The following is a 22,516-nucleotide window of genomic DNA, read 5'->3' as shown; positions in this document are numbered from 1 at the left end:
TTTTTACATCCATTATTGTTTCGTAGTTTTTTTAATAATATTTTCCGCAATGTCCATGTAAATTTTCCCGATAGGATGATCTTCTGCATAGACGGAAGGTGCAAAATCTTCTTCATCCCAGTCCGGTTGGCCAAGAGGAATTTGCCCAAGTAACTCTGTACGAAGTTCCTCAGCTAATTTTACGCCGCCGCCTTGACCGAATACGAATTCACGTTCACCTGACGTTTTCGATTCGAACCAAGACATATTTTCAATTACACCAAGCAATTCATGGTCGGTCTGAAGCGCCATTGCTCCTGCACGCGCAGCAACAAATGCAGCTGTCGGATGCGGAGTCGTTACAACGATTTCTTTAGACGTCGGAATCATCTGGTGGATATCGAGCGCAACATCCCCTGTACCTGGCGGCAAATCGAGGAATAGGTAGTCAAGATCTCCCCACTCAACGTCGCGGAAGAACTGGTCGAGTGCTTTCCCAAGCATTGGACCGCGCCATACAACTGGTGCGTTATCCTCAACGAAGAAGCCCATAGAAATAACTTTTACGCCTAGACGTTCAACTGGGATAATCCGGTCACCCCGAACAACTGGTAAATCAGTTACACCCATCATATCTGGTACACTAAAGCCATAAATATCAGCATCAATTAAACCGACCTTTTTCCCTAGACGCGCAAGCGCTACAGCAAGGTTAACCGACACAGTCGATTTCCCTACGCCACCTTTACCAGACGCTATTGAAATAAATTCAACGTCATTCAGCGGTGACAATAAATCTTGTGCTTCCGATTCCGTCACTTTTCCACGGAACTGTTCCAGCACTTCTGCCGGTAATTCTTCGAAACGGATACCAACAGAATCAGCACCTGCTCCTTTCAATGCATCGACCACTTGTGTTTGAAGACCCATCTGTTCAGCAGTATTAATTTTAGCGATAGCTATCTTCACGCTAACATGCTTCTTCTCTGGCTTGATTGTTACGCCTGTAATTCCACTCGTCTCCGCAAGCGTTTTATGTAAAAACGGATCTTTCAGTTGCCCCAACAATTCACGTACTGTTTCTTCATTCATCAATGTAGACACCCCTTGGAGGTTTATTCATTCACCTCCAAGTATACCATAATAAGCTACCCGCAAATCCCATTAAGGCTCTCACTTTTCATCTGCAGTATGAAATTCAACGATACCTTCCATGATCGCATCAGCTACCTTGCCTTGATAAGCAGGGTCAATTAGGAGGGCCCTTTCTTCATTGTTTGACAGAAAACCTGTTTCAACGAGAACTGCTGGAGTCGGTACTTTTTTCAGCAAATAGACACCCTTAATTGCCATTGCTACTCGTTCCGTATTTTTTAAATTAGTCTGGAATGATTCTTGAATAGCTTTTGCCAGAAATTCACCATTAGGATCTCCCCCCGGATGATAAAAAACTTGAGACCCGCGCCATCTTTCCTCTGGTATTGCGTTAACGTGAACGCTGATGAACATATCAGGTTTTTCACTGATTGCAATGCTTTCCCTCAATTTCAAATCAGCCATTTTGCGTTCGCGAGTTGTTCCGAATTTCTCAGCCGGGGCATGTTCGGCCAACGCGTCGCCATCTTGTGTCCGCGTCATGATAACTGTCGCCCCTTTCTTTTCAAGCCGCTTCTTCAATTCATGAGAGATACTCAGTGTAATATCCCGTTCTACGACATCTCCGGATGAAGCGCCCCCGTCCATACCTCCATGTCCCGGGTCGATAAGTATCTTCACCCCACCAAGCTCTGCGGGCATGAAAAAATTCCGATCTGACGAAGCCTTAACACCATACATGACAATTCCAAGAGAACACACAAATAATAAACAGATCACAAACCACCGTTTCATATGGACACCGCCTTTTTCCTTCACTATACGCAGATTCAGCGGCAGATATGTCCTACTTTGAGTAGAGATTGGGGGTAGAATTAGTTTTTACTGAACGAAGCAATGCTTTGCCAAAACCAAACGACGCTTTAGCGAAACTAAACAACAATCCAACTGTACCCCTATATTCCTAAAACCAAAAAAGGAACCCCGCAAGGTTCCTTTCTAAAAGTACTTATTCAGTAGCGCCTTCCCATTCCAGCATGCCGCCTAGCATGTTTGTTACATCATAGCCTTCATCTGCCAGGAACTCTTGCGCACGCCCACTACGACCGCTTGAACGGCAAATCAGTATATATGGCTTAGAGCTATCAAGTTCACTCATACGCACCGGTACGTCGCCTAGAGGGATGTGAATTGCACCAGGGATCATCCCTGCCGCTACTTCATCTGCCTCGCGCACGTCGACCAAGTTAAGCTGCTCACCTTTTTCTAGCCGTTCTTGTAATTCGGTAGTTGTGATTTCTTTCATAGCAAATCCTCCTCACATTTTATCCTTTCTACTTTACCATAGAAGCGGTGATATTCACGAAAAACAGCTGCCTTCAACGACAAGTTCCAGCTGAAGCTCAATTAGGTTCTGCCTAAAAGCTTTGGTATACTACATATATTGAAATGAAGAATCCCATTGAATCCGCTTCGGCGCTCGGGGATGCCTCCCGCCTTAAGTCAAGCAGCTTCGCCGCCAGTCTTAGGGCTTCGGCTACCCCTTGTAAGGCGCCTCCGCTCAGTTTATATAGGTATTCATTTGTCCGACATGTATAGTTAGAAATGATTTGAGAACTAGTATAAATTGAAATTAAGACTTCTTTCAAATCCACTACGGTGCTTTAAAGAGGCTTGTACTCTATTTATACACTGTCTTTAATACCTCGGTGGAATCTAGATTATCATGCAGCACGAAGGAGGACGAATCGAGCATGAAAGAAGATATTTCATACACGACCGAAGAAATTGCTCAGATTTTGAAAGTGTCCAAATTGACGGTCTACGATTTGATCAAAAAAGAACAATTGCCCTCGTACCGGGTTGGACGACAAATACGAATAGACGCCCATGACTTGGCTGATTATAAAGAACAAACTAAAAGTAGAAGAAACGTAAATAGAGTGGACGCGCACTTTAACGGAAACCCTCCCGATGAAAGTAAGTCATTTACCACACCAACTAGACAAATCATAATTAGCGGGCAGGATTTGAGCTTAGACATATTGGCTAATTACATTGAGAAGAATTCGACTGGGTATCGTCCGCTTCGCTCGTATACAGGCAGTTTGAATAGTTTAGTTTCCATGTACCAAGGGGAGGCAGATGTCGTAAGTACTCACCTGTTTGACGGAGACACAGGGGAATATAATATTCCTTACGTCCGCAAAATCCTCGTCGGACAACCTTACCTCATAATCAATTTCCTATCACGCTGGGAAGGCTTTTACGTGAGAAAGGGAAACCCTAAAAACATTCAATCTTGGACCGATTTAACGAAACCAGGAATCTCAATGGTCAACCGGGAAAAAGGATCCGGTGTACGGGTTTTAATTGACGAGAAGTTTCGGATAGAAGGCATTTCTCCTCAACATGTATCTGGCTATGAAGTAGAAGTATTGAACCACATAGGAGTTGCCAGCAAAGTTGCAAGCGAAGAAGCCGATGTAGGGATAGGCACTGAGAAAACTGCCCACCTCGTTGACGTTGACTTTATTCCCCTCATCCAAGAACAGTATGATCTCGTCATATTGAAAACTCCACAAAATGAAGGGCTTATTAATTTGATAACACATATTTTACATTCAGATTCATTTCAAAAAGAGATCCAATCAATTGGCGGTTACGATTTATCCAAAACAGGGAAAATCATATATGAAACATTTTAACGAAGTCTAAAAAAGTTCCTCCCTTCAACGATTTGACTCAGTTGAAGGGAGGAACTTTTTTCAATTCGAAACAGCTATCCTTTTATGCAAATTATCGACAGTCTTTATTACCGACCCCTTTTCAAGATACAGGATTGTATCTCCAAGCTTCTCCGCCTCATTCATGTCATGCGTAACGATAATGAACGGAATTCGCCAAATCTCATGGAGTCTTAACAGTTCGTCCTGGCACTCAATCCGCGTTTCATGATCTAACGCAGACAAGGGCTCGTCAAGTAATAAAATGGATGGTTCTGTTGCTAAGGCACGCGCAAGTGCAACTCTTTGCTTCTCTCCGCCAGAAATTTGGTGGGGATATTTTTGTAACAAATGCTCTATCCCTAACACGCTAACTAAGTGTTCAATCCGAAACGGGGGCTCACCCTCTTTTTTCTTTTTCATTCCATAGGCAATATTTTTTTCCACAATCATATGAGGGAAAAGTGCATAATCCTGAAAGAGATAGCCGATGTTTCTGTTTTTAGTCGGTAGCGGTTTGCCTCCTTCACTGAAGTACGTTTTTCCATTTAACTTGATATATCCTGCGTCGGGTTTGTCCAACCCTGCTATATTATTTAAGATTGATGTTTTCCCGGATCCAGAGGGTCCAAATAAAACAAGAATTTCATCTTCTACCTTCAATTCAATATCCAACAAAAAGTGAGGTAGCTTTTTTTTGATGTGAACTTCGAGCATACAATCATCCTCTTATCCATTGTCATTTTTATAGCGACGCATGTTCCGCCTGCTCCACCAATTTAACCACATGATTGTACTAAATCCTAAAGCAACGATAATAACTACCCAAAAGGTAGCCTTCTCCATTTGCCCCGATTCTACCGCAAAGTAGATGGCCATCGGAATCGTATCTGTTTTTCCAGGGATATAGCCCGCCAACATCAACGTAGCCCCGAATTCCCCGAGTCCCCTTGCAAAAGAGAGGACTAATCCAGCAAGAAGACCCGGCCAAGCAAGACGAAACGAAATGGTCCAAAAAACACGCCACTCCGAAGCTCCCATTGTTCTAGCCACATTCTCCAACTTTGAATCCAAGTTTTCGAAAGCCGCACTTGCACTTTGATACATCAAAGGAAATGAGACGACAATTGAAGCTATAACCGCGCCAAGCCACGAGAAAATGATTTGAATACCGAACACGGAATATAGCCAACTTCCGATAAACCCATTCTTCCCAAAAAGTATCAGTAATCCAAACCCAACGACAGTCGGAGGTAAAACGAGTGGCAAAAGGAATAACGTTTCGATAAACCCTTTTCCAAAGAACGTTTTGCGTGCCAGTATTCGTGCGAAGAAGACTCCTCCTATAAAAACGAAAAGAGTGGAGATGCCCGCTACTTTTAACGATAAAAGTAATGGCGTATAATCCGTCTCATTCACATGCATCCCTCTTTCTACTTACTTGAATCCGTATTTCTTCAAGATTTCTTCGCCTTGCTCGCCTGCGAGAAACGCTAAAAATGCTTTCGCTTCTTCAGGGTGCTTCGAGTCGGCAATGACGGCCCCCGGATAAACAATTTGATCATGCCATTCAGGTTTAGCCGTAGCCACTACCTTTACCTTATCTGAAATCAATGCATCACTGGCATACACAACGCCAATATCCGCATTGCCCATTTCAACATGTGTCAGAACTTGGCGTACATCCGAACTCAAAACCAACTTACTTTGTAACGGCTCCCAAAGCTTCAATGTTTCAAGTACTTCTTTCGAATAACGGCCAACAGGCACGCTTTCTGGCTCGCCGATAGCAAAATGATCAATTGTTGCTGAATCTATATCTTCAAATGAGGACAAATTGAACGGTTTTTCTTTATTCGTAATTAACACCAGCTCGTTTGTAGCAAAATCTATTCGTGTATCTTCAAGTAGCAGATTTCCCTCCTGCAGCTTATCCATATCTATTTTACTTGCCGATAGGAACACATCTGAGGGTGCACCTTGCTCAATTTGTTGCGCTAATTTACCTGAGCCCCCGGGATTGAACGACAAGGTAATGGTCGAATGTTCACTTTCAAAACTAGTTTTCAGTTCATTCAATGCATCTGTTAAACTGGCCGCGGCTGAAATTGTTAATTCAACTTCATCATCTGAACCACTGACAATTGGTTGTTGACCATTGGAACATCCTACTGAAATCAATAGCAAGCATAGTAAAACAAGGAAACAACTCACCTTTTTCATCATCTTAAGCCTCCCTATTCTTATACCAGTTATAACTGAATATAACTAGTTATATCCGGTTATGCTCTAATAGTTCTAATTATGAATTGCCATATACTGTAGGTCAAGTGATTTTCTTAATTAACTAACTACCTTCTCAGGATAAAACCATAAAAAAGCCCTCTTCCACGAATGGAAAAGGGCTTTTTTTAATTGAAAGATTAACGTTTTGAGAACTGTGGTGCACGACGTGCGCCTTTAAGACCTGGTTTTTTACGTTCTTTCATTCTTGCATCACGTGTAAGAAGTCCTGCTGATTTAAGCGCTGGACGGAAGTCAGGGTCTACTTGAAGTAGAGCACGTGCAACTCCGTGACGGATTGCTCCTGCTTGTCCAGTGTATCCACCACCATCAACGTTTACAAGGATATCGTAGCTTCCAAGAGTTTCCGTAATTACAAGTGGTTGTTTGATGATTTCGCGAAGTGTTGCAAATGGTACGTAGTCTTCTACGTCGCGTTTGTTGATGATAATTGTGCCATCTCCAGGAACTAGACGTACACGAGCTGTTGAGCTTTTACGACGGCCTGTGCCGAGATATTGTACTTGTGCCAAGTTGTTTCCTCCTCTTTAATTAACCGCGAAGTACGAATACTTCTGGTTGTTGTGCTGCGTGCGGGTGATCTGGTCCAGCGTATACATTAAGTTTTCTATATGTTTGACGGCCTAAAGGACCTTTTGGAAGCATTCCTTTAATTGCAAGTTCAAGCATTTTTGTCGGGAAGTTTGTACGCATTTCAAGAGCCGTACGTTGTTTCATGCTACCCGTGTAACCTGAGTGACGGTAGTAAATTTTGTCTTTCAATTTGTTACCTGTAAGATGAATCTTTTCTGCATTGATGATGATGACGTGGTCACCTGTATCAACGTGTGGTGTGAACGTAGGTTTATGTTTGCCGCGCAAAAGTGATGCAACTTCAGAAGCAAGACGACCAAGCGTCTGTCCTTCAGCGTCGACAACGAGCCATTTACGCTCTACTTCGTGACCTTTAGCCATGAATGTTGTACGCATAATTTTATCCTCCTAAATGAATCTCTATTAGTTCCCGTTTTCTCTATCCCTAAACACAAGTTTACCTTCCGGGGCTTATTTGTGGGGTTATTGAAATACCATTACTCATCTTATACTGAATTCCACATTAAGTCAAGCGATTCCTCTAAATACGCTAGGAAAAGTTGCCTTAGTCTTTGTAGCTCACTTCATCTAGATACAAACCGTGTGCTGGCGCGGTTTTAACGTTCGCTTTACGGCTGCAAGATTCAAGTATTTGCTTGACGTCTGCCGGCGTTTTCCAGCCGTTCCCTACGACAAGAAGCATACCTGCAATGCTTCTTACCATATTATATAAAAAGCCATTTCCTTCAATTGTCATGATGAGATAATCGCCTTTTTTTTCGAGTGTCAGCATTCTCACCGTTCTGACTTTATTGGAAGTCGCGGTTTTTGATGAACAGAAACTTGTGAAATCATGCGTCCCAATTAAATAGGCAGCAGCTTCCTTCATCAACTCAATATCAGGATGTGATCTACCGAGATGAACGGAAAAATCACGCTCAAACGGACTATGCACTTCGCTATAGGACCACTTATAAACGTACGTCTTGCCAGTAGCAGAATAACGCGCATGGAAATCTTCGCTGACGTATTCAACTTCAACCAGTCGGATATCAGTAGGCAAAAGGACGTTTAACGCCAGCTTCCATCGATCTATCGGCAAGTTCAGCGGTGTATCAAAGTGAATCACTTGGCCATTTGCGTGTACACCCGAATCCGTCCGGCCGCTTGCGACCGAAAAAATTTCCTTGTCTTTATGCATTTTCACTAATGCTTTATCAATTTCCAATTGCACCGTTCGCATTCCCGGCTGTATCTGGTATCCAGAAAATCGAGTACCATCATACGAAACAATAGCTTTAACACGTTGCATTTGTATCCACCTCCTATGCCCTAAGCAGAAAGAGGACGACAACTAGAACAGCAAGCAATACCATTATCGTGGTATCACGCCAGTGCCACTTCAGCTGCCTGTACCTCGTCCTCCCCTCGCCTCCACGATAGCCACGAACCTCCATGGCGACTGCAAGGTCTTCAGCGCGTTTGAACGCACTCACAAAGAGAGGTACGAGCAAAGGAATGACTGCACGAATTCGCTGCTTAATAGAACCCGTACTAATGTCCGAACCTCTCGCCAATTGCGCTTTCAATATCTTATCCGTCTCATCCATCAATGTGGGGATGAAGCGCAGGGAAATTGACATCATCAGCGCAAGCTCATGAACAGGCAATTTAATTCGCTTAAATGGTCCCAGCAAGTCTTCCATACCATCCGTGATTGAAATCGGCGATGTCGTCAACGTCAAGATAGACGTCAGCAAAACCAATACAAGAAAACGAATGGAAATAAAAATACCTTGCCTCAACCCTTCTTCATATATCTTGATGAACTTCCAATCGACGAGAAGTGCTCCTTCTTTCGTAAAAAAGATATGCATGAGTAGCGTGAAAATAATCAAGAAAAGAATTGGTTTCAATCCGTTAAATAGGAAATACAACCGAATCCTTGAACTTAAAATTACGAGTAACGTAAATCCTAATAACACGGCGTACGTAACAGTATTATTTGCAAGGAAGACTCCAATGATGAAAAGAAAAACAAATGACAGCTTCGAACGAGGGTCGAGCTTGTGGACAAATGAATTGCCTGGAATATAGCGTCCGAAAATCATCTTTTCCAACATTAACGGCCACCTTCTTCCGTAGCGGCAAATGCAATTGCCTTGGCAAGCTGAGCTTCCGTTAATGCCAGTCCCCGGAGAGGACGACCAATTAACTTCTCAATGTCACGCTGGAACTTTACTGAGCGCGGTAGACCTAATCTAAAGGAGGTCAGCTTCTCTTCATCAGCGAACACTTCCTGAGGCGTCCCAGACATGACTGAACTTCCGTTATGCATAACGATAATATTGTCCGCATAACGTGCAGCATCTTCCATACTATGCGTCACAAGAATTGTCGTTAGTTTTTCTTCCACATGGAGACGATTGAAAAGTTCCATAATTTCAAGCCGCCCCCGCGGATCAAGTCCCGCAGTCGGCTCGTCCAATACGAGCACAGAAGGTTTAAACGCGAGTACACCTGCAATCGCAACCCGGCGCATCTGCCCTCCCGAAAGATCGAAAGGAGACTGCTGGGCAACCTCTGGAGGAAGTCCTAGCAATTCTATCAGTTGATGCGCTCGTCTCCTTGCCTCTTCTTCAGGTACACCAAAGTTCATAGGACCGAACATAATATCTTTTTCAACAGTCTCTTCAAAAAGCTGATGCTCTGGAAACTGGAATACAATACCCACATGCCTCCGGACATCTTTCAGTCCTTTCGCTTTCGTACCGGCAGTAATTGTCGTATCTCCAATTTTCACAATCCCTTCTGAAGGCTTTAACAAACCATTCAGATGCATAAGAAGTGTCGATTTTCCTGATCCGGTATGTCCAATTATTGCAGAATAAGAGCCTGAATGTATCGTTGCATCTACACTCTGCAATGCCCTTTTCTCAAAAGGAGTATCTTTTCCATACAAATACCCTACTTGCTGAAGTGAGATGTCCATAATTCATTCACCAACTCTTCTTCCGTCATATGCTCACCGACAAGCTCCAGCCCATTTTCACGTAACAAACTGGATACTCTTAAAGCGAATGGTAAGTCCAAACCAATTTCCTCAAGTTCATTTCCCCGAGCAAATATCTGCTCCGGCGTACCAACAGTCAGAACTTTACCCTTGTTCATGACAATAATACGATCAGCCAACAGCGCCTCTTCCAAATCATGTGTAATTGAAATGACCGTGAGGCCCGTCTTACGCTTTAATTCTTCAACTAAATGAATTACTTCATTACGTCCCTGTGGATCAAGCATCGACGTCGCCTCATCCATAATGAGAAGCTTTGGATGCAAAGCGAGCGCTCCTGCTATTGCAACTCGTTGCTTTTGTCCGCCTGAGAGATGGTGAGGCTCCTGGTCGAGGAAATCACTCATGTTTACTTGCGCAAGTGCCTCATGAACCCGAGTCACCATTTCTTCGAAGGGAACTCCATTGTTCTCTAGCGCAAATGCAACATCATCTTGAACTGTCGAACCAACAAACTGGTTATCTGGATTTTGAAAAACAAAACCCATCCGTGAACGAATTTCCCATATATTGTTCTCAGTCAGTTTTTCAATAAATACGTTAACGTCCCCTTCTTCTGGGAACAAAAGTCCAATCATCAATTTCGCAAGTGTCGATTTACCGGAACCATTATGGCCAACAATAGCAATCCATTCATCTTCTTGTACCGTAAACGACACGCCGTCGACTGCTTTCTTTGCTACCTCGTCCTCAGAGTCATAGGAATAAGACACATTATCCATCGACAGAATTTCCTTCATCGCCTACCACCTCCGGCTACATTCACATTATGTATACTACGAAGGATCCCCTGCCAATTGACAAGGAATCCTTTTTAAAAATGCGCAAGGCACCGTCACAAATGAACGCAGCTTAAGAACACCATTTCCAGGGGTAATAGCTGCATGACCTACATCTTATTGGCCCGCGGCAGGCATTAGAGGGACCGGCGAAGCGGCGTTCTTTGCCAAGTAAGGCGTAAAAGAAAAGCAAGTTTAATCCTTCCTAGCTTGCCCTCTTATGACCCGTGCGTCTGGTGCCTAGACATCATATTAGTCAAAAACTTATATATTGAAAAATCTGGACATTATTTTTGGATAAAAAAAAGCGCGCACCTCATCCGAAGAAATGCGCTCATATCTATGACTGGTACCAGGTGCTCAATCCGGTACCGCGGATGAGGTGCGTAGAGCTAGACCAGACGGTATAAACCGACGATCGTAACACTCAGCTTTTAAAGTTGTCGTATAAATTTTTAAAAAAAGGGTGCGGCTCTGGGTACGCCAGACACACCCCTTGAAGATTTAATCAATTGCCATTGTATATATTAAACGAGTTCGATTACAACGACAGGTGCTCCGTCGCCGCGACGAGGTCCCATTTTCATGATACGTGTATATCCACCTTGACGCTCAGCGTAACGTGGTGCAACATTATCAAAAAGTTTTTGGATTGCGTAGATTTCTTTCTCGTTGCCTTCACCGTCTGCCACTGTAACCAGTTCGCGACGGATAAATTGTGCAACTTGACGACGTGCATGCAAGTCTCCACGTTTACCAAGCGTAATCATTTTCTCAACAACTGAACGCAATTCTTTCGCACGAGCTTCTGTCGTTTGAATACGTTCGTGTACGATTAGATCTGTCGCTAGGTCGCGAAGCATTGCTTTACGTTGTGAACTTGTACGTCCAAGTTTTCTGTATCCCATAGAAGTTTCCCTCCTTCAATCTATAAATTCGCTCAATCTTCGGTGCGTAACACTAGGTTAAGCTCGTCCAATTTCGCTTTCACTTCTTCAAGTGATTTACGGCCAAGATTTCGTACTTTCATCATTTCGTCCTCTGACTTGCTAGCAAGTTCAAGAACTGTATTGATGCCTGCACGTTTTAGGCAATTGTAAGATCTAACTGAAAGGTCAAGTTCCTCAATAGTCATCTCGAGTACTTTCTCTTTCTGATCTTCCTCTTTTTCTACCATAATTTCTGCAGTTTGTGCTTCATCTGTCATGCCGACAAATATATTTAGATGCTCAGTTAGGATTTTTGCCCCAAGTGAAACAGCTTCTTTAGGACCGATGCTACCATCTGTCCAAACATCAAGTGTCAACTTATCAAAGTTCGCCATTTGGCCAACCCGAGTATTCTCCACTTGGAAGTTAACTCGTGAAACCGGAGTGTAAATAGAGTCGATTGGAATAACGCCAATTGCGAGATCCTCACGTTTGTTTTGATCAGAAGGTGCGTAACCACGTCCACGTACAGCATACATACGCATGCGCAAGTGACCGTTTTTACCAAGTGTCGCGATAGGAAGTTCAGGATTCAACACTTCTACGTCACTATCATGTGTAATGTCCGCAGCTGTGATAACTCCTTCGCCTTTCACGTCTATCTCAATCACTTTCTCTTCATCTGAATAGATTTTGAGAGCCAGTTTTTTCACGTTCAAAATAATTGATGCGACGTCTTCGACGACACCTTCAATTGTTGAGAATTCATGAAGCACACCATCAATCTGGATAGATGTAACAGCAGCTCCTGGCAGTGAAGATAGAAGGATGCGACGTAGGGAGTTTCCTAACGTATTTCCGTATCCGCGTTCAAGTGGTTCGATGATAAACTTACCGAACTTGATGTCTTCGGCGATCATAATTGTTTCAATCTTCGGTTTCTCAATCTCGATCATTCATTTACCCTCCTTCAAAACATCAATGTATAGGCCGTTCCATATTGAAATCGATTTTCATAGACGGCAAATTGCAATCGCACAATCATTGTTGACATAAATTGTGTTTCTCAATCATATGGAGAAGAAGCCATTATACACGACGGCGTTTTGGCGGGCGGCATCCGTTATGTGGAACCGGGGTAACGTCTCTGATTGCAGTAACTTCAAGACCTGCAGCCTGTAATGAACGAATTGCTGCTTCACGTCCACCACCTGGACCTTTAACAGTAACTTCCAAAGTTTTCAGACCGTGCTCCATAGATGATTTAGCAGCCGCTTCAGCAGCCATCTGTGCAGCGAAAGGTGTTGATTTACGAGAACCCTTAAAGCCTAATGCACCTGCACTTGACCAAGATATTGCGTTCCCTTGCATGTCAGTGATTGTAACAATTGTATTATTGAACGTCGAACGGATATGTGCAATACCGGATTCAATATTCTTTTTCACACGACGTTTACGAGTTTGTTGTTTACGTGCCATGTTAAGAAGATACCTCCTTTACCTATTATTTTTTCTTGTTCGCTACTGTCCGTTTAGGACCTTTACGAGTACGTGCGTTATTTTTCGTGTTTTGTCCACGAACAGGAAGTCCGCGACGATGACGGATACCACGGAAGCTACCGATTTCCATCAAACGTTTGATGTTAAGGGAAGTTTCACGTCGAAGGTCACCTTCAACTTTAAGCGTGTCCATTTGTTCACGGATTTTATCAAGCTCTGCGTCAGTAAGATCGCGAACCCGTGCGTCCTCAGATACTCCAGCTGCCGCCAATACTTTTTGAGCAGTTGTTTTTCCGATTCCGAAAATGTAAGTTAATGAAATGACTACGCGCTTATCGCGCGGAACGTCTACACCAGCAATACGTGCCATATATATTGTGCACCTCCTTCAGAATTAGCCTTGTCTTTGTTTATGTTTTGGATTTTCACAGATTACCATTACTCGGCCGCGTCTGCGAATAATTTTACATTTTTCGCACATCGGTTTTACAGATGGTCTAACTTTCATCTTACCCAACCTCCTTCAGTATTCCGGAGTTACAAAAGTTTATTTAAAACGGTATGTGATACGACCACGTGTTAAATCATAAGGCGAGAGTTCCATTGTCACTTTATCGCCAGGTAGAATACGGATAAAGTGCATACGAATTTTGCCAGATACATGCGCAAGAATCGTATGGCCGTTTTCCAGCTCTACTTTAAACATTGCGTTTGGCAGTGTTTCGAGTACGGTTCCTTCAACTTCAATTACATCATCTTTCGCCATCAACCCAGTCTCCCTTCTATATCCAATAAAGGTTCTCACCATCGAGCGGCATCAGTCGCCTTTAAAGCTTCCTTCAACATATGTCCGGATTGCATGAGTGATGTTCGAAAGAGGTCTGCCACATTCCGTTTCCCTTAAGTCCGTCCTCGACTTCTTGTTATGGAAAATCGCGTCGAAATGGACACGACTGTCCAGAATGCCGTGGATGAGTTCCCAGTTACGTTATACAGTTCTTTCCACGAAATCCATTATACCTACCAAAGCAAGAAAATGCATTTACTATGTTTCAGAACCATAACCCTGCTAAAAACCATCTAGTTGTTATACCGGGCATCATATGCTTTTGCAGCTCGTTGAAACGTCCTTCTATGCTTCTATGCTATACTGCCCAAAAAATGCGTATAATATCTAAGTTCGAAAAGGATTATTGTCCGCTTCCTTGCAGAATAACGTCCAGATCCTTGAAAACGTCTTTGATGTCTTTTTGTCCATCGATATTTACCAACACCTCTTTGGAATCGTAAAACGCCAAGAGTGGTGCAGTTTGTTTCATATTTACTTCCAGACGGTTCGTGACAGTTTCCGGATTGTCATCGGCTCGCTGATAAAGTTCTCCGCCATCCTTATCACATTTACCTTCAACCTGTGGAGGATTAAAAAGCAAATGATAGGATGTACCGCAAACTTTACAGATGCGGCGGCCTGTCAGCCTCGCGATAAGTTCTTCTTTCTCGACTTGGATATTGAGAACATGCTCAATTCTCCGACCCATGTCAGCCAAAAGCTGATCAAGTGCTTCAGCTTGTGGAACTGTACGTGGGAAACCATCGAGTAGGAATCCATTATCGCAATCGGATTTGCTTAGTCTTTCACGAACAATTCCGATTGTCACTTCATCAGGGACAAGTGCTCCCTGATCCATGAACGATTTTGCTTTGACTCCAAGTTCCGTGCCTTCTTGGATAGCAGCACGGAACATATCGCCTGTAGAAATATGAGGGGTTCCGTACTTTTCGACAATTCTGTCTGCCTGTGTACCTTTACCGGCTCCTGGCAGACCCATTAATACGATATTCATACGTATTGCACTCCCATTCATATTCACATCACATAGAGATGAACCTTTGTGATTATTACTTCATGAATCCTTTGTAATGCCTTTTCACAAGTTGTGATTCAAGTTGTTTCATCGTTTCAAGTGCAACCCCGACGACGATGATTAAACTTGTTCCTCCAATTTGCGCAGACTGTGGAAGGTTTGCGATATTGATGAAGAATATCGGCATGATTGCCACTGTAGCGAGGAATATTGCCCCCACAAATGTCAATCGATACAAAGTGCTCGTTAGGTAATTTTGTGTATTTTGTCCTGGACGAATGCCCGGGATATAAGCGCCTTGCTTTTTCAAATTATCCGCAATATTCTCCGGATTCACCTGGATGAATGCGTAGAAGTATGTGAATGCAATGATCAATATCAGGTAAAATACCATTCCAACCGGTTTCGTATAATCGAAAACGTTTGTAATTGTAGTTGTTACACTGTTAGTGCCAAAGAAGGTCGCTATTGATTGTGGTGTAATAAAAAATGCAGAAGCAAAGATTACCGGGATAACCCCTGCCGCATTAAGTTTCAAGGGCAAGTGTGTCTGTTGGCCTGCAGTCGTTTGACCTCGCCCAGTGACACGTTTCGCATATTGGATCGGAATTTTCCGTAGTGCTTCTTGGAAGTAAATAATTCCGACAGTAATCGCAATGACCAAGACGAGTAGTAGAGCCATAACTGCCACTTTAATGAACAATTGCTCACCAGCATCTTGAATCTGAGTTGCGTAAAGTTGGTTGACTGCATTTGGGATTGCTGCGACGATACCAGCGAAGATTATGATGGAAATACCATTCCCAACACCTTTTGCTGTAATCTGTTCACCAAGCCATAAAAGAAATGCAGTTCCTGCCGTCAATACGATCGCGATAACCACGTATGTCGAAACACCTTCGTCTTTTATCAGCGTACCACCATACATTTGGTTGAAACCAAATGACATAGCAATTGCTTGAATAAAGGCTAGGATTATTGTGAAATACCTCGTGAACTGCGCAAGTTTCCGTCTTCCAACGTCTCCTTGTTTCGCCCATTCAGTAAATTTAGGTACGACATCCATCTGCAATAATTGCACGATGATAGATGCAGTGATGTAAGGCATAATTCCCATTGCAAGGATCGAGAAGTTCGCAAGGGCACCCCCACCAAACACGTTCAGTAGGCCAATAAGATTATTATCAGTTTGCTGTAGTGCAGTTGCATCAACGTTTGGGACCGGAATAAATGTTCCTAGTCTAAAAACAATGAGTACCAGTAGTGTGTAAAAGATTTTAGACCGTATATCTTTTACTCGCATAAAGTTGGCGATTGTCTGAAACATTAAACCACCTCGGTCTGTCCGCCCGCCTTCTCGATTGCCTCTTTAGCAGAAGCAGAGAATTTGTGAGCTTTGACAGTGATCTTTTTCTCAAGAATTCCGTTACCCAGAATCTTAATACCTGATTTAGCATTGCTCACGATGCCTGATTCAATTAGTAGCTCAGGCGTAACTTCAGTACCTTCGTCGAAACGATTAAGTGTGTCTAGGTTTACGATTGCATAATCCTTACGGTTGATGTTCGTAAAACCACGTTTAGGAAGTCTTTGGAAAAGTGGAATTTGACCACCCTCGAATCCAAGACGTACGCCACCACCCGAACGGGAGTTTTGTCCACCGTGACCTCTACCAGAAGTTTTACCAAAACCTGAACCGATTCCGCGACCAATACGCTTACGCTTAGTACGTGAACCTGCAGCAGGCTTCATAGTGTGTAATTTCATCTCATTGGCACCTCCTTATTCAAAAAATCGTAATTATAGTTCTTTAACTGTTACTAGGTGGTCTACTTTGTTGATCATGCCACGAATTGCAACATTATCTTGATGTTCGACCATTTGGTGTAATTTACGTAGTCCAAGCGCCTCCACAGTTTTACGCTGTGCTGGCTTCGAGCCGATTACACTTTTTGTAAGGGTGACTTCAAGTTTGTTCGCCATTGCATTTCCCCCCTTAACTATACAGTTCTTTCAAGGATTTACCGCGCAATTTAGCAACATCTTCAGCGCGTTTCAAATTCGATAATCCTTCGAATGTCGCACGGACCATGTTGATTGGTGTGCTTGAACCAAGTGATTTCGAAAGGATATCCGTGATGCCTGCAAGTTCTAGTACCGCACGGACAGGTCCGCCTGCGATAACTCCAGTACCTGGAGCTGCTGGTTTGATAAGGATTTTACCTGCTCCAAAATGTCCAAGCACTAGGTGCGGAGTAGTTCCTTTAACCATTGGTACAACGATTAAATTCTTCTTCGCATCTTCGATAGCTTTACGGATTGCATCTGGAACTTCTTGTGCTTTACCAGTACCAAAACCGACACGGCCATTTTTATCTCCGACAACTACGAGAGCAGTGAAACGGAAACGACGTCCGCCTTTCACAACTTTCGCTACGCGGTTAATGGTAACTACGCGTTCTTCGAATTCGCTTTTATTCTGATCATTACGACGCATGAAATGTATACCTCCTTCTTAATTAAAATTCCAGACCGTTTTCACGTGCTGAGTCTGCAAGAGCTTTCACACGGCCGTGAAATAGGTATCCGCCACGGTCAAATACTACTGACTTAACGTCCTTTTCAACAGCTTTCTTTGCGATCATCTCGCCGACTTTTACTGCTGCTGCAGTGTCTGCTTTGGATTCAGATCCGAAATCTTTTTCCATTGAAGAAGCACTTACAATCGTTACTGCATTCACGTCATCAATCAACTGAGCATAGATATGCTTGTTTGAACGGAATACGTTTAGGCGTGGACGAGCTGCAGTCCCGCTGATTTTACGACGTACGCGTGCATGACGTTTCTTACGAGTAGCATTCTTGTCTTTTTTCGTAATCATCGTGATCACTCCTTCCAGATGCCTTAAGCGGCATTATTTACCAGTTTTACCTTCTTTACGACGGACAACTTCTCCTTCGTAGCGAATCCCTTTGCCTTTATACGGCTCTGGTGGGCGTACTTTTCTGATGTTCGATGCAAGAGCACCAACGCGTTCTTTGTTGATACCACGAACAGTAATTTTAGTGTTAGCAGGAACTTCAACTTCAATTCCTTCTTCAGGTGTAAATTCAACTGGGTGAGAGAAACCAATGTTCAACACTAATTTCGAACCTTGAAGTGAAGCACGGTAACCAACACCAACTAGTTCAAGTTTGCGTTCGAAACCTTCTGAAACGCCAACCACCATGTTATTGATAAGTGAACGTGTCGTTCCATGAATAGAACGGTGTTCTTTGGATTCAGAAGGACGGATCAAAGTGATCACGTTGTTCTCCTGTTCAATTTTAATATCCGAGTTAAATGTGTTTGTAAGTTCGCCTTTAGGACCTTTAACTGTAACGAAGTTACCTTCTGCGATAGTAACAGTCACGTTTTCAGGTACCTCAATCGGCTTTTTGCCAATACGGGACATTCAAGTGCACCTCCATTCATTTGTTACGAATTACCAGACGTAAGCTACTACTTCTCCGCCTACTTGTTTAGCGCGTGCTTCTTTGTCTGTAAGTACGCCATTTGATGTAGAAACGAGGGCTATACCAAGACCGTTCAAAACTTTAGGAACTTCGCTAGTTTTAGCATAAACACGAAGACCAGGTTTTGAAATACGTTTAAGACCAGTAATAACACGTTCGTTATTTTGACCGTACTTAAGGAAAATGCGGATGATACCTTGTTTGCTATCCTCGACATATTCAACATCACGTACGAAACCTTCACGTTTCAAGATTTCTGCGATTTCTTTTTTCATGTTTGAAGCAGGTACTTCAAGCTTTTCGTGACGAACCATATTGGCGTTACGAATGCGTGTAAGCATGTCTGCGATCGGATCACTCATTGTCATTACATTTACCTCCTTCCCAAATTTAGGGGTTTACCAGCTGGCTTTTTTGACGCCAGGAATTTGTCCCTTATATGCTAACTCGCGGAAACAAATACGGCAAAGCTTGAACTTACGATATACCGAATGCGGACGACCACAACGCTCACAGCGTGTGTATGCTTGTACCGCGAATTTTGGTGTGCGTTTTTGTTTAGCAATCATTGATTTTTTAGCCACGTTTACGCCTCCCTCTTATTTACTTTTGGAACGGCATGCCGAACTGCGTTAGTAACTCATGTGCTTCTTCGTCCGAGTTTGCAGTCGTAACGATGACGATATCCATACCGCGTATTTTAGAAACTTTATCATAATCAATTTCCGGGAAAATTAGTTGCTCTTTTACGCCAAGCGTATAGTTACCGCGACCGTCGAATGCTTTTTTAGAAACACCACGGAAGTCACGTACACGAGGCAACGAAACAGCAATCAGTTTGTCTAGGAATTCATACATACGCTCACCGCGTAGTGTAACTTTCGTTCCAATAGGCATACCTTCACGAAGACGGAATCCCGCGATTGATTTCTTTGCTTTTGTGACAACAGGTTTTTGACCTGAAATAATTGTTAAGTCTTCCACTGCCGCATCTAGTGCTTTCGTGTTTTGAACAGCATCACCAACACCCATGTTAATGACGATTTTGTCGACTTTTGGTACTTGCATAACTGATGTATATTCAAACTTGCTCATAAGAGCAGGAGTGATTTCGCTTTTAAACTTTTCTTTTAAACGGCTCATCTGTTGGACCTCCTTTCATCCGTTACTTAGTTATCCAGCAATTCTCCGGATTTTTTAGCAACACGAACTTTTTTGCCATTTTCGATCTTGTATCCTACACGAGTAGGCTCGCCTGTCTTAGGATCGATCACCATGACGTTTGATACATGGATAGCTGCCTCTTGGCTGATGATTCCACCTTGAGGATTTTCCTGGTTAGGTTTCGTATGTTTCTTGACGATGTTAACACCTTCAACAAGCACACGATCCTTTTTAGGGAAAGCAACTAGGATCACACCGGTTTTACCTTTGTCTTTACCTGTGATGACCATAACTTTATCGCCTTTTTTAACATTCATTCTGTCGCACCTCCTTGATTTGGCACTATCATGTGATTAAAGAACTTCAGGAGCAAGTGAAATAATTTTCATGAAGTTGCTGTCACGAAGTTCGCGAGCAACTGGTCCGAAAATACGAGTTCCACGTGGGCTCTTGTCGTCACGGATAATAACACAAGCATTTTCATCAAATGTAATATATGAACCGTCTTTACGGCGTACTCCGCTCTTCGTGCGAACGATAACAGCCTTGACAACTTCACCTTTTTTAACAACGCCACCTGGTGTTGCTTTTTTCACCGTTACAACGACTACATCACCGATGTTTGCTACTTTACGGCCTGAACCGCCTAATACCTTAATTGTAAGTACTTCACGAGCGCCTGAGTTGTCGGCGACTTTCATACGACTTTCCTGTTGGATCATTGAGGCTACCTCCTCCCGGATTTATATACCCGAACGTTAATTAAATGATGACCGCTGTTTCGACTACTTCAAGTAGACGGAAACGTTTTGTTGCTGACAATGGACGAGTTTCCATTATACGAACAACATCTCCGATTTTAGCTTCGTTCAGCTCATCGTGGGCCTTGAATTTCTTAGAATACTTAACACGTTTACCGTATTTAGAATGTTTCTTTTGCGTTTCGATCATAACAGTAACTGTTTTATCCATTTTGTCGGATACAACGCGGCCTGTATATACTTTGCGCTGGTTACGCTCCTCAGTCATGGCTGCAACCTCCTTCATCAGTTATTTGCACTGATTTCTCTTTGACGTATAACTGTCTTCATGCGCGCAATCGATTTACGAACTTCTCGGATGCGTGCAGTGTTTTCTAATTGACCTGTCGCAAGTTGGAAGCGAAGGTTGAAAAGCTCTTCTTTCAGTGATTTCACCTTTTGCTCAATCTCTGCAGTTGTTAAGTCACGGATTTCATTAGCTTTCATTAGATTCACCACCGATTTCTTCACGTTTTACAAACTTAGTTTTAATAGGAAGTTTGTGAGATGCCAGGCGAAGCGCTTCACGCGCAACTTCTTCCGATACACCTGCTATTTCGAACATAATACGACCAGGTTTAACAACTGCTACCCAGCCTTCTACAGCACCTTTACCTGAACCCATCCGTACTTCAAGAGGCTTCTTTGTATATGGTTTGTGCGGGAAGATGTTGATCCATACTTTACCGCCACGTTTCATGTAACGTGTCATTGAAATACGTGCTGCTTCGATTTGGCGGTTTGTAATCCATGCCGAATCAAGAGCTTGTAGACCGTATTCTCCGAATTGAACTGTTGCTCCGCCTTTTGTAGTACCACGCATTTTACCACGGAATACACGACGATATTTAACTCGTTTAGGCATTAACATATTAGTTGCCTCCTTCCTCAGAGTTCTTCTGTTTCTTCACTGGAAGGACTTCTCCACGATAAATCCATACTTTAACGCCAAGCTTACCAAACGTTGTGTCTGCTTCAGCATGTGCATAATCAATATCTGCACGTAATGTATGGAGAGGGACAGTACCTTCACTATAATGTTCCGACCGAGCGATGTCAGCACCGCCAAGACGTCCAGAAACTTGTGTTTTAATTCCTTTAGCGCCAGAACGCATTGTGCGTTGGATTGCTTGTTTTTGTGCACGACGGTATGATACGCGAGTTTCTAGTTGACGAGCAATTGACTCTGCAACTAGTTTAGCGTCAAGATCCGCACGTTTAATTTCAATGATGTTGATGTGAACGCGTTTACCAGTGATGTCGTTCAACATTTTACGAAGTGTTTCGACCTCAGTACCACCTTTACCAATAACCATTCCTGGTTTAGCAGTGTGGATGCTGATGTTAACACGCTTTGCAGCACGTTCAATTTCAACTTTAGAAACAGAAGCTTCTACAAGACGTTTTTCGATGAACTCACGGATTTTCAAATCTTCGTGCAAGAGAGTCGCATAGTCTTTTTCTGCGTACCATTTAGACTCCCAGTCACGGATGATACCGACCCGTAAACCGTTAGGATGTACTTTTTGACCCACGAATTATCCCTCCTTCTTTTCAGATACCACTAATGTGATGTGGCTCGTACGTTTATTAATTGCGCTCGCACGTCCTTGTGCGCGTGGTCGGAAACGTTTCATAGTCGGACCTTCATCAACGAATACTTCGCTGATAAATAGGTTTTCGACATCCATTTCATAGTTATGTTCAGCATTTGCAATCGCTGATTTCAAAACTTTTTCTACAACCGGAGAAGCCGCTTTTGGCGTCAGGCGTAGAATCGCGATAGCTTCACCGACTTTTTTGCCTCGGATAAGATCAACGACCAAACGGACTTTACGAGAGGCAATACGGACTGTGCGGGCAGTAGCTTTTGCTTGTTGCATCAGAATAACCTCCTCTCAATTAACGTCTTGTTTTCTTATCGTCGGCGCCATGACCTCTGTATGTGCGCGTAGGTGCAAATTCACCAAGTTTGTGACCAACCATATCTTCAGTTACATAGACGGGAACGTGTTTACGTCCGTCATATACAGCAATTGTCATTCCGATGAATGTCGGGAAGATTGTTGAACGGCGTGACCATGTTTTGATAACCTGTTTTTTCTCAGATCCACTTTGTGCTTCGACCTTCTTCATTAGATGATCGTCTACAAATGGTCCTTTTTTCAAGCTGCGGCCCATGTCGGAACCTCCCTCCGTGTTTGTACTACGGT

At 43.2% G+C, this 22,516-nt stretch carries 37 protein-coding genes; 1 reads left to right on the top strand and 36 read right to left on the bottom strand.

Annotation, left to right across the window (positions count from 1 at the left end):
• Nucleotides 1–12 precede the first annotated feature (12 nt).
• The 3 genes from MKY15_RS09070 to MKY15_RS09060 all read right to left on the bottom strand — a co-directional run bounded on the left by MKY15_RS09070 (nt 13) and on the right by MKY15_RS09060 (nt 2,380).
• Entirely contained in the window at nt 13–1,074 is a 1,062-nt protein-coding gene (locus MKY15_RS09070; protein ID WP_187046460.1) for an Mrp/NBP35 family ATP-binding protein, read from the bottom strand.
• Nucleotides 1,075–1,152: 78 nt separating this feature from the next.
• Nucleotides 1,153–1,869 (bottom strand): N-acetylmuramoyl-L-alanine amidase, encoded by a 717-nt coding sequence (locus tag MKY15_RS09065; protein ID WP_067204853.1) that lies wholly within the window; start codon nt 1,867–1,869, stop codon nt 1,153–1,155.
• 214 nt (nt 1,870–2,083) lie between these two features.
• Nucleotides 2,084–2,380 (bottom strand): rhodanese-like domain-containing protein, encoded by a 297-nt coding sequence (locus tag MKY15_RS09060; RefSeq protein WP_067204850.1) that lies wholly within the window; start codon nt 2,378–2,380, stop codon nt 2,084–2,086.
• A gap of 448 nt (nt 2,381–2,828) precedes the next feature.
• Between MKY15_RS09060 and MKY15_RS09055 the strand changes: the two genes are divergently transcribed.
• Nucleotides 2,829–3,782 (top strand): helix-turn-helix transcriptional regulator, encoded by a 954-nt coding sequence (locus MKY15_RS09055; RefSeq protein ID WP_340741269.1) that lies wholly within the window; start codon nt 2,829–2,831, stop codon nt 3,780–3,782.
• Between the two features lie 60 nt (nt 3,783–3,842).
• On the opposite strand, the gene MKY15_RS09050 is transcribed toward MKY15_RS09055, so the two are convergent.
• From MKY15_RS09050 to rpsS, 33 genes are all read right to left on the bottom strand, one after another.
• Nucleotides 3,843–4,517 carry an ATP-binding cassette domain-containing protein gene (locus tag MKY15_RS09050; protein ID WP_067204845.1) on the bottom strand — a complete coding sequence of 225 codons (675 nt, stop codon included), beginning with the start codon at nt 4,515–4,517 and terminating at the stop codon, nt 3,843–3,845.
• 12 nt (nt 4,518–4,529) lie between these two features.
• On the bottom strand, nt 4,530–5,225 hold the full coding sequence (modB, locus tag MKY15_RS09045; RefSeq protein ID WP_187046458.1) for a molybdate ABC transporter permease subunit: 696 nt from the start codon (nt 5,223–5,225) through the stop codon (nt 4,530–4,532).
• Nucleotides 5,226–5,237: 12 nt separating this feature from the next.
• Nucleotides 5,238–6,026, bottom strand: a complete 789-nt coding sequence (gene modA / locus MKY15_RS09040; protein ID WP_342539485.1) for a molybdate ABC transporter substrate-binding protein — start codon at nt 6,024–6,026, stop codon at nt 5,238–5,240.
• Between the two features lie 197 nt (nt 6,027–6,223).
• Nucleotides 6,224–6,616 (bottom strand): 30S ribosomal protein S9, encoded by a 393-nt coding sequence (gene rpsI / locus MKY15_RS09035; RefSeq protein WP_067204837.1) that lies wholly within the window; start codon nt 6,614–6,616, stop codon nt 6,224–6,226.
• 19 nt (nt 6,617–6,635) lie between these two features.
• Nucleotides 6,636–7,073, bottom strand: a complete 438-nt coding sequence (rplM, locus tag MKY15_RS09030; protein WP_067204834.1) for a 50S ribosomal protein L13 — start codon at nt 7,071–7,073, stop codon at nt 6,636–6,638.
• A gap of 169 nt (nt 7,074–7,242) precedes the next feature.
• Nucleotides 7,243–7,989, bottom strand: a complete 747-nt coding sequence (gene truA / locus MKY15_RS09025; RefSeq protein ID WP_067204830.1) for a tRNA pseudouridine(38-40) synthase TruA — start codon at nt 7,987–7,989, stop codon at nt 7,243–7,245.
• 13 nt (nt 7,990–8,002) lie between these two features.
• Nucleotides 8,003–8,800, bottom strand: a complete 798-nt coding sequence (locus MKY15_RS09020) for an energy-coupling factor transporter transmembrane protein EcfT (RefSeq protein WP_067204827.1) — start codon at nt 8,798–8,800, stop codon at nt 8,003–8,005.
• On the bottom strand, nt 8,800–9,669 hold the full coding sequence (locus MKY15_RS09015) for an energy-coupling factor ABC transporter ATP-binding protein (protein WP_067204824.1): 870 nt from the start codon (nt 9,667–9,669) through the stop codon (nt 8,800–8,802). Before MKY15_RS09015 ends, MKY15_RS09020 begins: the two co-directional genes overlap by 1 nt.
• The gene (locus MKY15_RS09010) at nt 9,645–10,490 is read right to left on the bottom strand and encodes an energy-coupling factor ABC transporter ATP-binding protein (RefSeq protein ID WP_342539484.1); all 846 of its coding nucleotides are present in this window, start codon (nt 10,488–10,490) and stop codon (nt 9,645–9,647) included. The genes MKY15_RS09015 and MKY15_RS09010 overlap by 25 nt, the downstream gene beginning before the upstream one ends.
• Before the next feature lie 566 nt (nt 10,491–11,056).
• The gene (rplQ, locus tag MKY15_RS09005; protein ID WP_067204818.1) at nt 11,057–11,437 is read right to left on the bottom strand and encodes a 50S ribosomal protein L17; all 381 of its coding nucleotides are present in this window, start codon (nt 11,435–11,437) and stop codon (nt 11,057–11,059) included.
• 32 nt (nt 11,438–11,469) lie between these two features.
• Nucleotides 11,470–12,414 (bottom strand): DNA-directed RNA polymerase subunit alpha, encoded by a 945-nt coding sequence (locus MKY15_RS09000; RefSeq protein ID WP_067204816.1) that lies wholly within the window; start codon nt 12,412–12,414, stop codon nt 11,470–11,472.
• 133 nt (nt 12,415–12,547) lie between these two features.
• Nucleotides 12,548–12,937 (bottom strand): 30S ribosomal protein S11, encoded by a 390-nt coding sequence (gene rpsK, locus MKY15_RS08995; protein ID WP_067204813.1) that lies wholly within the window; start codon nt 12,935–12,937, stop codon nt 12,548–12,550.
• Between the two features lie 25 nt (nt 12,938–12,962).
• Nucleotides 12,963–13,328: a 30S ribosomal protein S13 gene (gene rpsM, locus MKY15_RS08990; RefSeq protein ID WP_067204810.1), complete on the bottom strand. Its 366-nt coding sequence runs from the start codon at nt 13,326–13,328 to the stop codon at nt 12,963–12,965.
• Between the two features lie 24 nt (nt 13,329–13,352).
• Nucleotides 13,353–13,466, bottom strand: a complete 114-nt coding sequence (gene rpmJ / locus MKY15_RS08985; RefSeq protein ID WP_067204807.1) for a 50S ribosomal protein L36 — start codon at nt 13,464–13,466, stop codon at nt 13,353–13,355.
• A gap of 39 nt (nt 13,467–13,505) precedes the next feature.
• Nucleotides 13,506–13,724, bottom strand: a complete 219-nt coding sequence (gene infA / locus MKY15_RS08980; protein ID WP_067204804.1) for a translation initiation factor IF-1 — start codon at nt 13,722–13,724, stop codon at nt 13,506–13,508.
• A gap of 424 nt (nt 13,725–14,148) precedes the next feature.
• Nucleotides 14,149–14,802 (bottom strand): adenylate kinase, encoded by a 654-nt coding sequence (locus MKY15_RS08975; RefSeq protein ID WP_067204801.1) that lies wholly within the window; start codon nt 14,800–14,802, stop codon nt 14,149–14,151.
• A gap of 55 nt (nt 14,803–14,857) precedes the next feature.
• On the bottom strand, nt 14,858–16,150 hold the full coding sequence (gene secY, locus MKY15_RS08970) for a preprotein translocase subunit SecY (RefSeq protein WP_342539482.1): 1,293 nt from the start codon (nt 16,148–16,150) through the stop codon (nt 14,858–14,860).
• A complete protein-coding gene (gene rplO / locus MKY15_RS08965) occupies nt 16,150–16,590 on the bottom strand; it encodes a 50S ribosomal protein L15 (RefSeq protein ID WP_067204796.1) in 441 nt (146 codons plus the stop codon). The genes secY and rplO overlap by 1 nt, the downstream gene beginning before the upstream one ends.
• 33 nt (nt 16,591–16,623) lie before the next feature.
• Nucleotides 16,624–16,806, bottom strand: a complete 183-nt coding sequence (rpmD, locus tag MKY15_RS08960; protein ID WP_067204794.1) for a 50S ribosomal protein L30 — start codon at nt 16,804–16,806, stop codon at nt 16,624–16,626.
• 13 nt (nt 16,807–16,819) lie between these two features.
• The gene (gene rpsE, locus MKY15_RS08955) at nt 16,820–17,320 is read right to left on the bottom strand and encodes a 30S ribosomal protein S5 (RefSeq protein ID WP_067204791.1); all 501 of its coding nucleotides are present in this window, start codon (nt 17,318–17,320) and stop codon (nt 16,820–16,822) included.
• A gap of 22 nt (nt 17,321–17,342) precedes the next feature.
• Nucleotides 17,343–17,705, bottom strand: coding sequence for a 50S ribosomal protein L18 (rplR, locus tag MKY15_RS08950; RefSeq protein WP_067204790.1), 363 nt, complete (start codon nt 17,703–17,705; stop codon nt 17,343–17,345).
• Between the two features lie 33 nt (nt 17,706–17,738).
• Complete coding sequence (rplF, locus tag MKY15_RS08945; protein ID WP_067204786.1) at nt 17,739–18,278, bottom strand: 50S ribosomal protein L6; 540 nt, start codon at nt 18,276–18,278, stop codon at nt 17,739–17,741.
• A 30-nt stretch (nt 18,279–18,308) separates the two neighbouring features.
• Complete coding sequence (gene rpsH, locus MKY15_RS08940; RefSeq protein ID WP_067204783.1) at nt 18,309–18,707, bottom strand: 30S ribosomal protein S8; 399 nt, start codon at nt 18,705–18,707, stop codon at nt 18,309–18,311.
• A gap of 30 nt (nt 18,708–18,737) precedes the next feature.
• Complete coding sequence (locus MKY15_RS08935) at nt 18,738–18,923, bottom strand: type Z 30S ribosomal protein S14 (protein ID WP_067204781.1); 186 nt, start codon at nt 18,921–18,923, stop codon at nt 18,738–18,740.
• A 19-nt stretch (nt 18,924–18,942) separates the two neighbouring features.
• Nucleotides 18,943–19,482: a 50S ribosomal protein L5 gene (rplE, locus tag MKY15_RS08930; protein ID WP_067204779.1), complete on the bottom strand. Its 540-nt coding sequence runs from the start codon at nt 19,480–19,482 to the stop codon at nt 18,943–18,945.
• A 26-nt stretch (nt 19,483–19,508) separates the two neighbouring features.
• Nucleotides 19,509–19,820 (bottom strand): 50S ribosomal protein L24, encoded by a 312-nt coding sequence (rplX, locus tag MKY15_RS08925; protein ID WP_067204776.1) that lies wholly within the window; start codon nt 19,818–19,820, stop codon nt 19,509–19,511.
• 36 nt (nt 19,821–19,856) lie between these two features.
• The gene (gene rplN / locus MKY15_RS08920) at nt 19,857–20,225 is read right to left on the bottom strand and encodes a 50S ribosomal protein L14 (RefSeq protein WP_067204773.1); all 369 of its coding nucleotides are present in this window, start codon (nt 20,223–20,225) and stop codon (nt 19,857–19,859) included.
• 40 nt (nt 20,226–20,265) lie between these two features.
• Nucleotides 20,266–20,532, bottom strand: a complete 267-nt coding sequence (gene rpsQ / locus MKY15_RS08915; RefSeq protein WP_067204770.1) for a 30S ribosomal protein S17 — start codon at nt 20,530–20,532, stop codon at nt 20,266–20,268.
• A gap of 17 nt (nt 20,533–20,549) precedes the next feature.
• Complete coding sequence (rpmC, locus tag MKY15_RS08910) at nt 20,550–20,750, bottom strand: 50S ribosomal protein L29 (protein ID WP_025783856.1); 201 nt, start codon at nt 20,748–20,750, stop codon at nt 20,550–20,552.
• On the bottom strand, nt 20,740–21,174 hold the full coding sequence (gene rplP / locus MKY15_RS08905; protein ID WP_067204766.1) for a 50S ribosomal protein L16: 435 nt from the start codon (nt 21,172–21,174) through the stop codon (nt 20,740–20,742). Before rplP ends, rpmC begins: the two co-directional genes overlap by 11 nt.
• 1 nt (nt 21,175) lies before the next feature.
• Nucleotides 21,176–21,838: a 30S ribosomal protein S3 gene (gene rpsC / locus MKY15_RS08900; protein ID WP_067204763.1), complete on the bottom strand. Its 663-nt coding sequence runs from the start codon at nt 21,836–21,838 to the stop codon at nt 21,176–21,178.
• 3 nt (nt 21,839–21,841) lie between these two features.
• On the bottom strand, nt 21,842–22,186 hold the full coding sequence (gene rplV, locus MKY15_RS08895) for a 50S ribosomal protein L22 (RefSeq protein ID WP_067204760.1): 345 nt from the start codon (nt 22,184–22,186) through the stop codon (nt 21,842–21,844).
• A gap of 19 nt (nt 22,187–22,205) precedes the next feature.
• Entirely contained in the window at nt 22,206–22,484 is a 279-nt protein-coding gene (gene rpsS, locus MKY15_RS08890) for a 30S ribosomal protein S19 (RefSeq protein ID WP_067204757.1), read from the bottom strand.
• Between the last annotated feature and the right edge of the window lie 32 nt (nt 22,485–22,516).

Origin of the sequence: Sporosarcina sp. FSL K6-1540, from assembly GCF_038620285.1 — a bacterium.
Taxonomy (GTDB): Bacteria; Bacillota; Bacilli; order Bacillales_A; family Planococcaceae; genus Sporosarcina; species Sporosarcina psychrophila.
The sequence above is the reverse complement of the archived record's forward strand: the minus strand, read 5'-3'. Positions and strand labels throughout refer to the sequence as shown.

What these genes read in the sequence shown, in the direction of transcription:
- MKY15_RS09000 (WP_067204816.1), bottom strand. Translation starts at nt 12,414, where the DNA reads ATGATCGAGATTGAGAAACCGAAGATTGAAACAATTATGATCGCCGAA.
- MKY15_RS09050 (WP_067204845.1), bottom strand. Translation starts at nt 4,517, where the DNA reads ATGCTCGAAGTTCACATCAAAAAAAAGCTACCTCACTTTTTGTTGGAT.
- rplV (WP_067204760.1), bottom strand. Translation starts at nt 22,186, where the DNA reads ATGCAACAAGCAAAAGCTACTGCCCGCACAGTCCGTATTGCCTCTCGT.
- rplR (WP_067204790.1), bottom strand. Translation starts at nt 17,705, where the DNA reads ATGATTACGAAAAAAGACAAGAATGCTACTCGTAAGAAACGTCATGCA.
- MKY15_RS09020 (WP_067204827.1), bottom strand. Translation starts at nt 8,800, where the DNA reads ATGTTGGAAAAGATGATTTTCGGACGCTATATTCCAGGCAATTCATTT.
- rplX (WP_067204776.1), bottom strand. Translation starts at nt 19,820, where the DNA reads ATGAATGTTAAAAAAGGCGATAAAGTTATGGTCATCACAGGTAAAGAC.
- rplE (WP_067204779.1), bottom strand. Translation starts at nt 19,482, where the DNA reads ATGAGCCGTTTAAAAGAAAAGTTTAAAAGCGAAATCACTCCTGCTCTT.
- rpsH (WP_067204783.1), bottom strand. Translation starts at nt 18,707, where the DNA reads ATGACAATGAGTGATCCGATCGCAGACATGCTTACACGCATTCGTAAC.
- MKY15_RS09065 (WP_067204853.1), bottom strand. Translation starts at nt 1,869, where the DNA reads ATGAAACGGTGGTTTGTGATCTGTTTATTATTTGTGTGTTCTCTTGGA.
- MKY15_RS09060 (WP_067204850.1), bottom strand. Translation starts at nt 2,380, where the DNA reads ATGAAAGAAATCACAACTACCGAATTACAAGAACGGCTAGAAAAAGGT.
- MKY15_RS09015 (WP_067204824.1), bottom strand. Translation starts at nt 9,669, where the DNA reads ATGGACATCTCACTTCAGCAAGTAGGGTATTTGTATGGAAAAGATACT.
- rpsK (WP_067204813.1), bottom strand. Translation starts at nt 12,937, where the DNA reads ATGGCACGTAAACAACAAACTCGTAAACGTCGTGTGAAAAAGAATATT.
- rpsE (WP_067204791.1), bottom strand. Translation starts at nt 17,320, where the DNA reads ATGCGTCGTAATGATCAGAATAAAAGCGAATTCGAAGAACGCGTAGTT.
- truA (WP_067204830.1), bottom strand. Translation starts at nt 7,989, where the DNA reads ATGCAACGTGTTAAAGCTATTGTTTCGTATGATGGTACTCGATTTTCT.
- MKY15_RS09055 (WP_340741269.1), top strand. Translation starts at nt 2,829, where the DNA reads ATGAAAGAAGATATTTCATACACGACCGAAGAAATTGCTCAGATTTTG.
- MKY15_RS09010 (WP_342539484.1), bottom strand. Translation starts at nt 10,490, where the DNA reads ATGAAGGAAATTCTGTCGATGGATAATGTGTCTTATTCCTATGACTCT.
- rplM (WP_067204834.1), bottom strand. Translation starts at nt 7,073, where the DNA reads ATGCGTACAACATTCATGGCTAAAGGTCACGAAGTAGAGCGTAAATGG.
- secY (WP_342539482.1), bottom strand. Translation starts at nt 16,150, where the DNA reads ATGTTTCAGACAATCGCCAACTTTATGCGAGTAAAAGATATACGGTCT.
- modA (WP_342539485.1), bottom strand. Translation starts at nt 6,026, where the DNA reads ATGATGAAAAAGGTGAGTTGTTTCCTTGTTTTACTATGCTTGCTATTG.
- rpmJ (WP_067204807.1), bottom strand. Translation starts at nt 13,466, where the DNA reads ATGAAAGTTAGACCATCTGTAAAACCGATGTGCGAAAAATGTAAAATT.
- rpsS (WP_067204757.1), bottom strand. Translation starts at nt 22,484, where the DNA reads ATGGGCCGCAGCTTGAAAAAAGGACCATTTGTAGACGATCATCTAATG.
- modB (WP_187046458.1), bottom strand. Translation starts at nt 5,225, where the DNA reads ATGCATGTGAATGAGACGGATTATACGCCATTACTTTTATCGTTAAAA.
- rplF (WP_067204786.1), bottom strand. Translation starts at nt 18,278, where the DNA reads ATGTCCCGTATTGGCAAAAAGCCGATTGAGGTACCTGAAAACGTGACT.
- rpsM (WP_067204810.1), bottom strand. Translation starts at nt 13,328, where the DNA reads ATGGCACGTATTGCTGGTGTAGACGTTCCGCGCGATAAGCGCGTAGTC.
- MKY15_RS08975 (WP_067204801.1), bottom strand. Translation starts at nt 14,802, where the DNA reads ATGAATATCGTATTAATGGGTCTGCCAGGAGCCGGTAAAGGTACACAG.
- rplN (WP_067204773.1), bottom strand. Translation starts at nt 20,225, where the DNA reads ATGATCCAACAGGAAAGTCGTATGAAAGTCGCCGACAACTCAGGCGCT.
- rpsQ (WP_067204770.1), bottom strand. Translation starts at nt 20,532, where the DNA reads ATGACTGAGGAGCGTAACCAGCGCAAAGTATATACAGGCCGCGTTGTA.
- rpmD (WP_067204794.1), bottom strand. Translation starts at nt 16,806, where the DNA reads ATGGCGAACAAACTTGAAGTCACCCTTACAAAAAGTGTAATCGGCTCG.
- rplP (WP_067204766.1), bottom strand. Translation starts at nt 21,174, where the DNA reads ATGTTAATGCCTAAACGAGTTAAATATCGTCGTGTATTCCGTGGTAAA.
- rplO (WP_067204796.1), bottom strand. Translation starts at nt 16,590, where the DNA reads ATGAAATTACACACTATGAAGCCTGCTGCAGGTTCACGTACTAAGCGT.
- rpmC (WP_025783856.1), bottom strand. Translation starts at nt 20,750, where the DNA reads ATGAAAGCTAATGAAATCCGTGACTTAACAACTGCAGAGATTGAGCAA.
- rplQ (WP_067204818.1), bottom strand. Translation starts at nt 11,437, where the DNA reads ATGGGATACAGAAAACTTGGACGTACAAGTTCACAACGTAAAGCAATG.
- infA (WP_067204804.1), bottom strand. Translation starts at nt 13,724, where the DNA reads ATGGCGAAAGATGATGTAATTGAAGTTGAAGGAACCGTACTCGAAACA.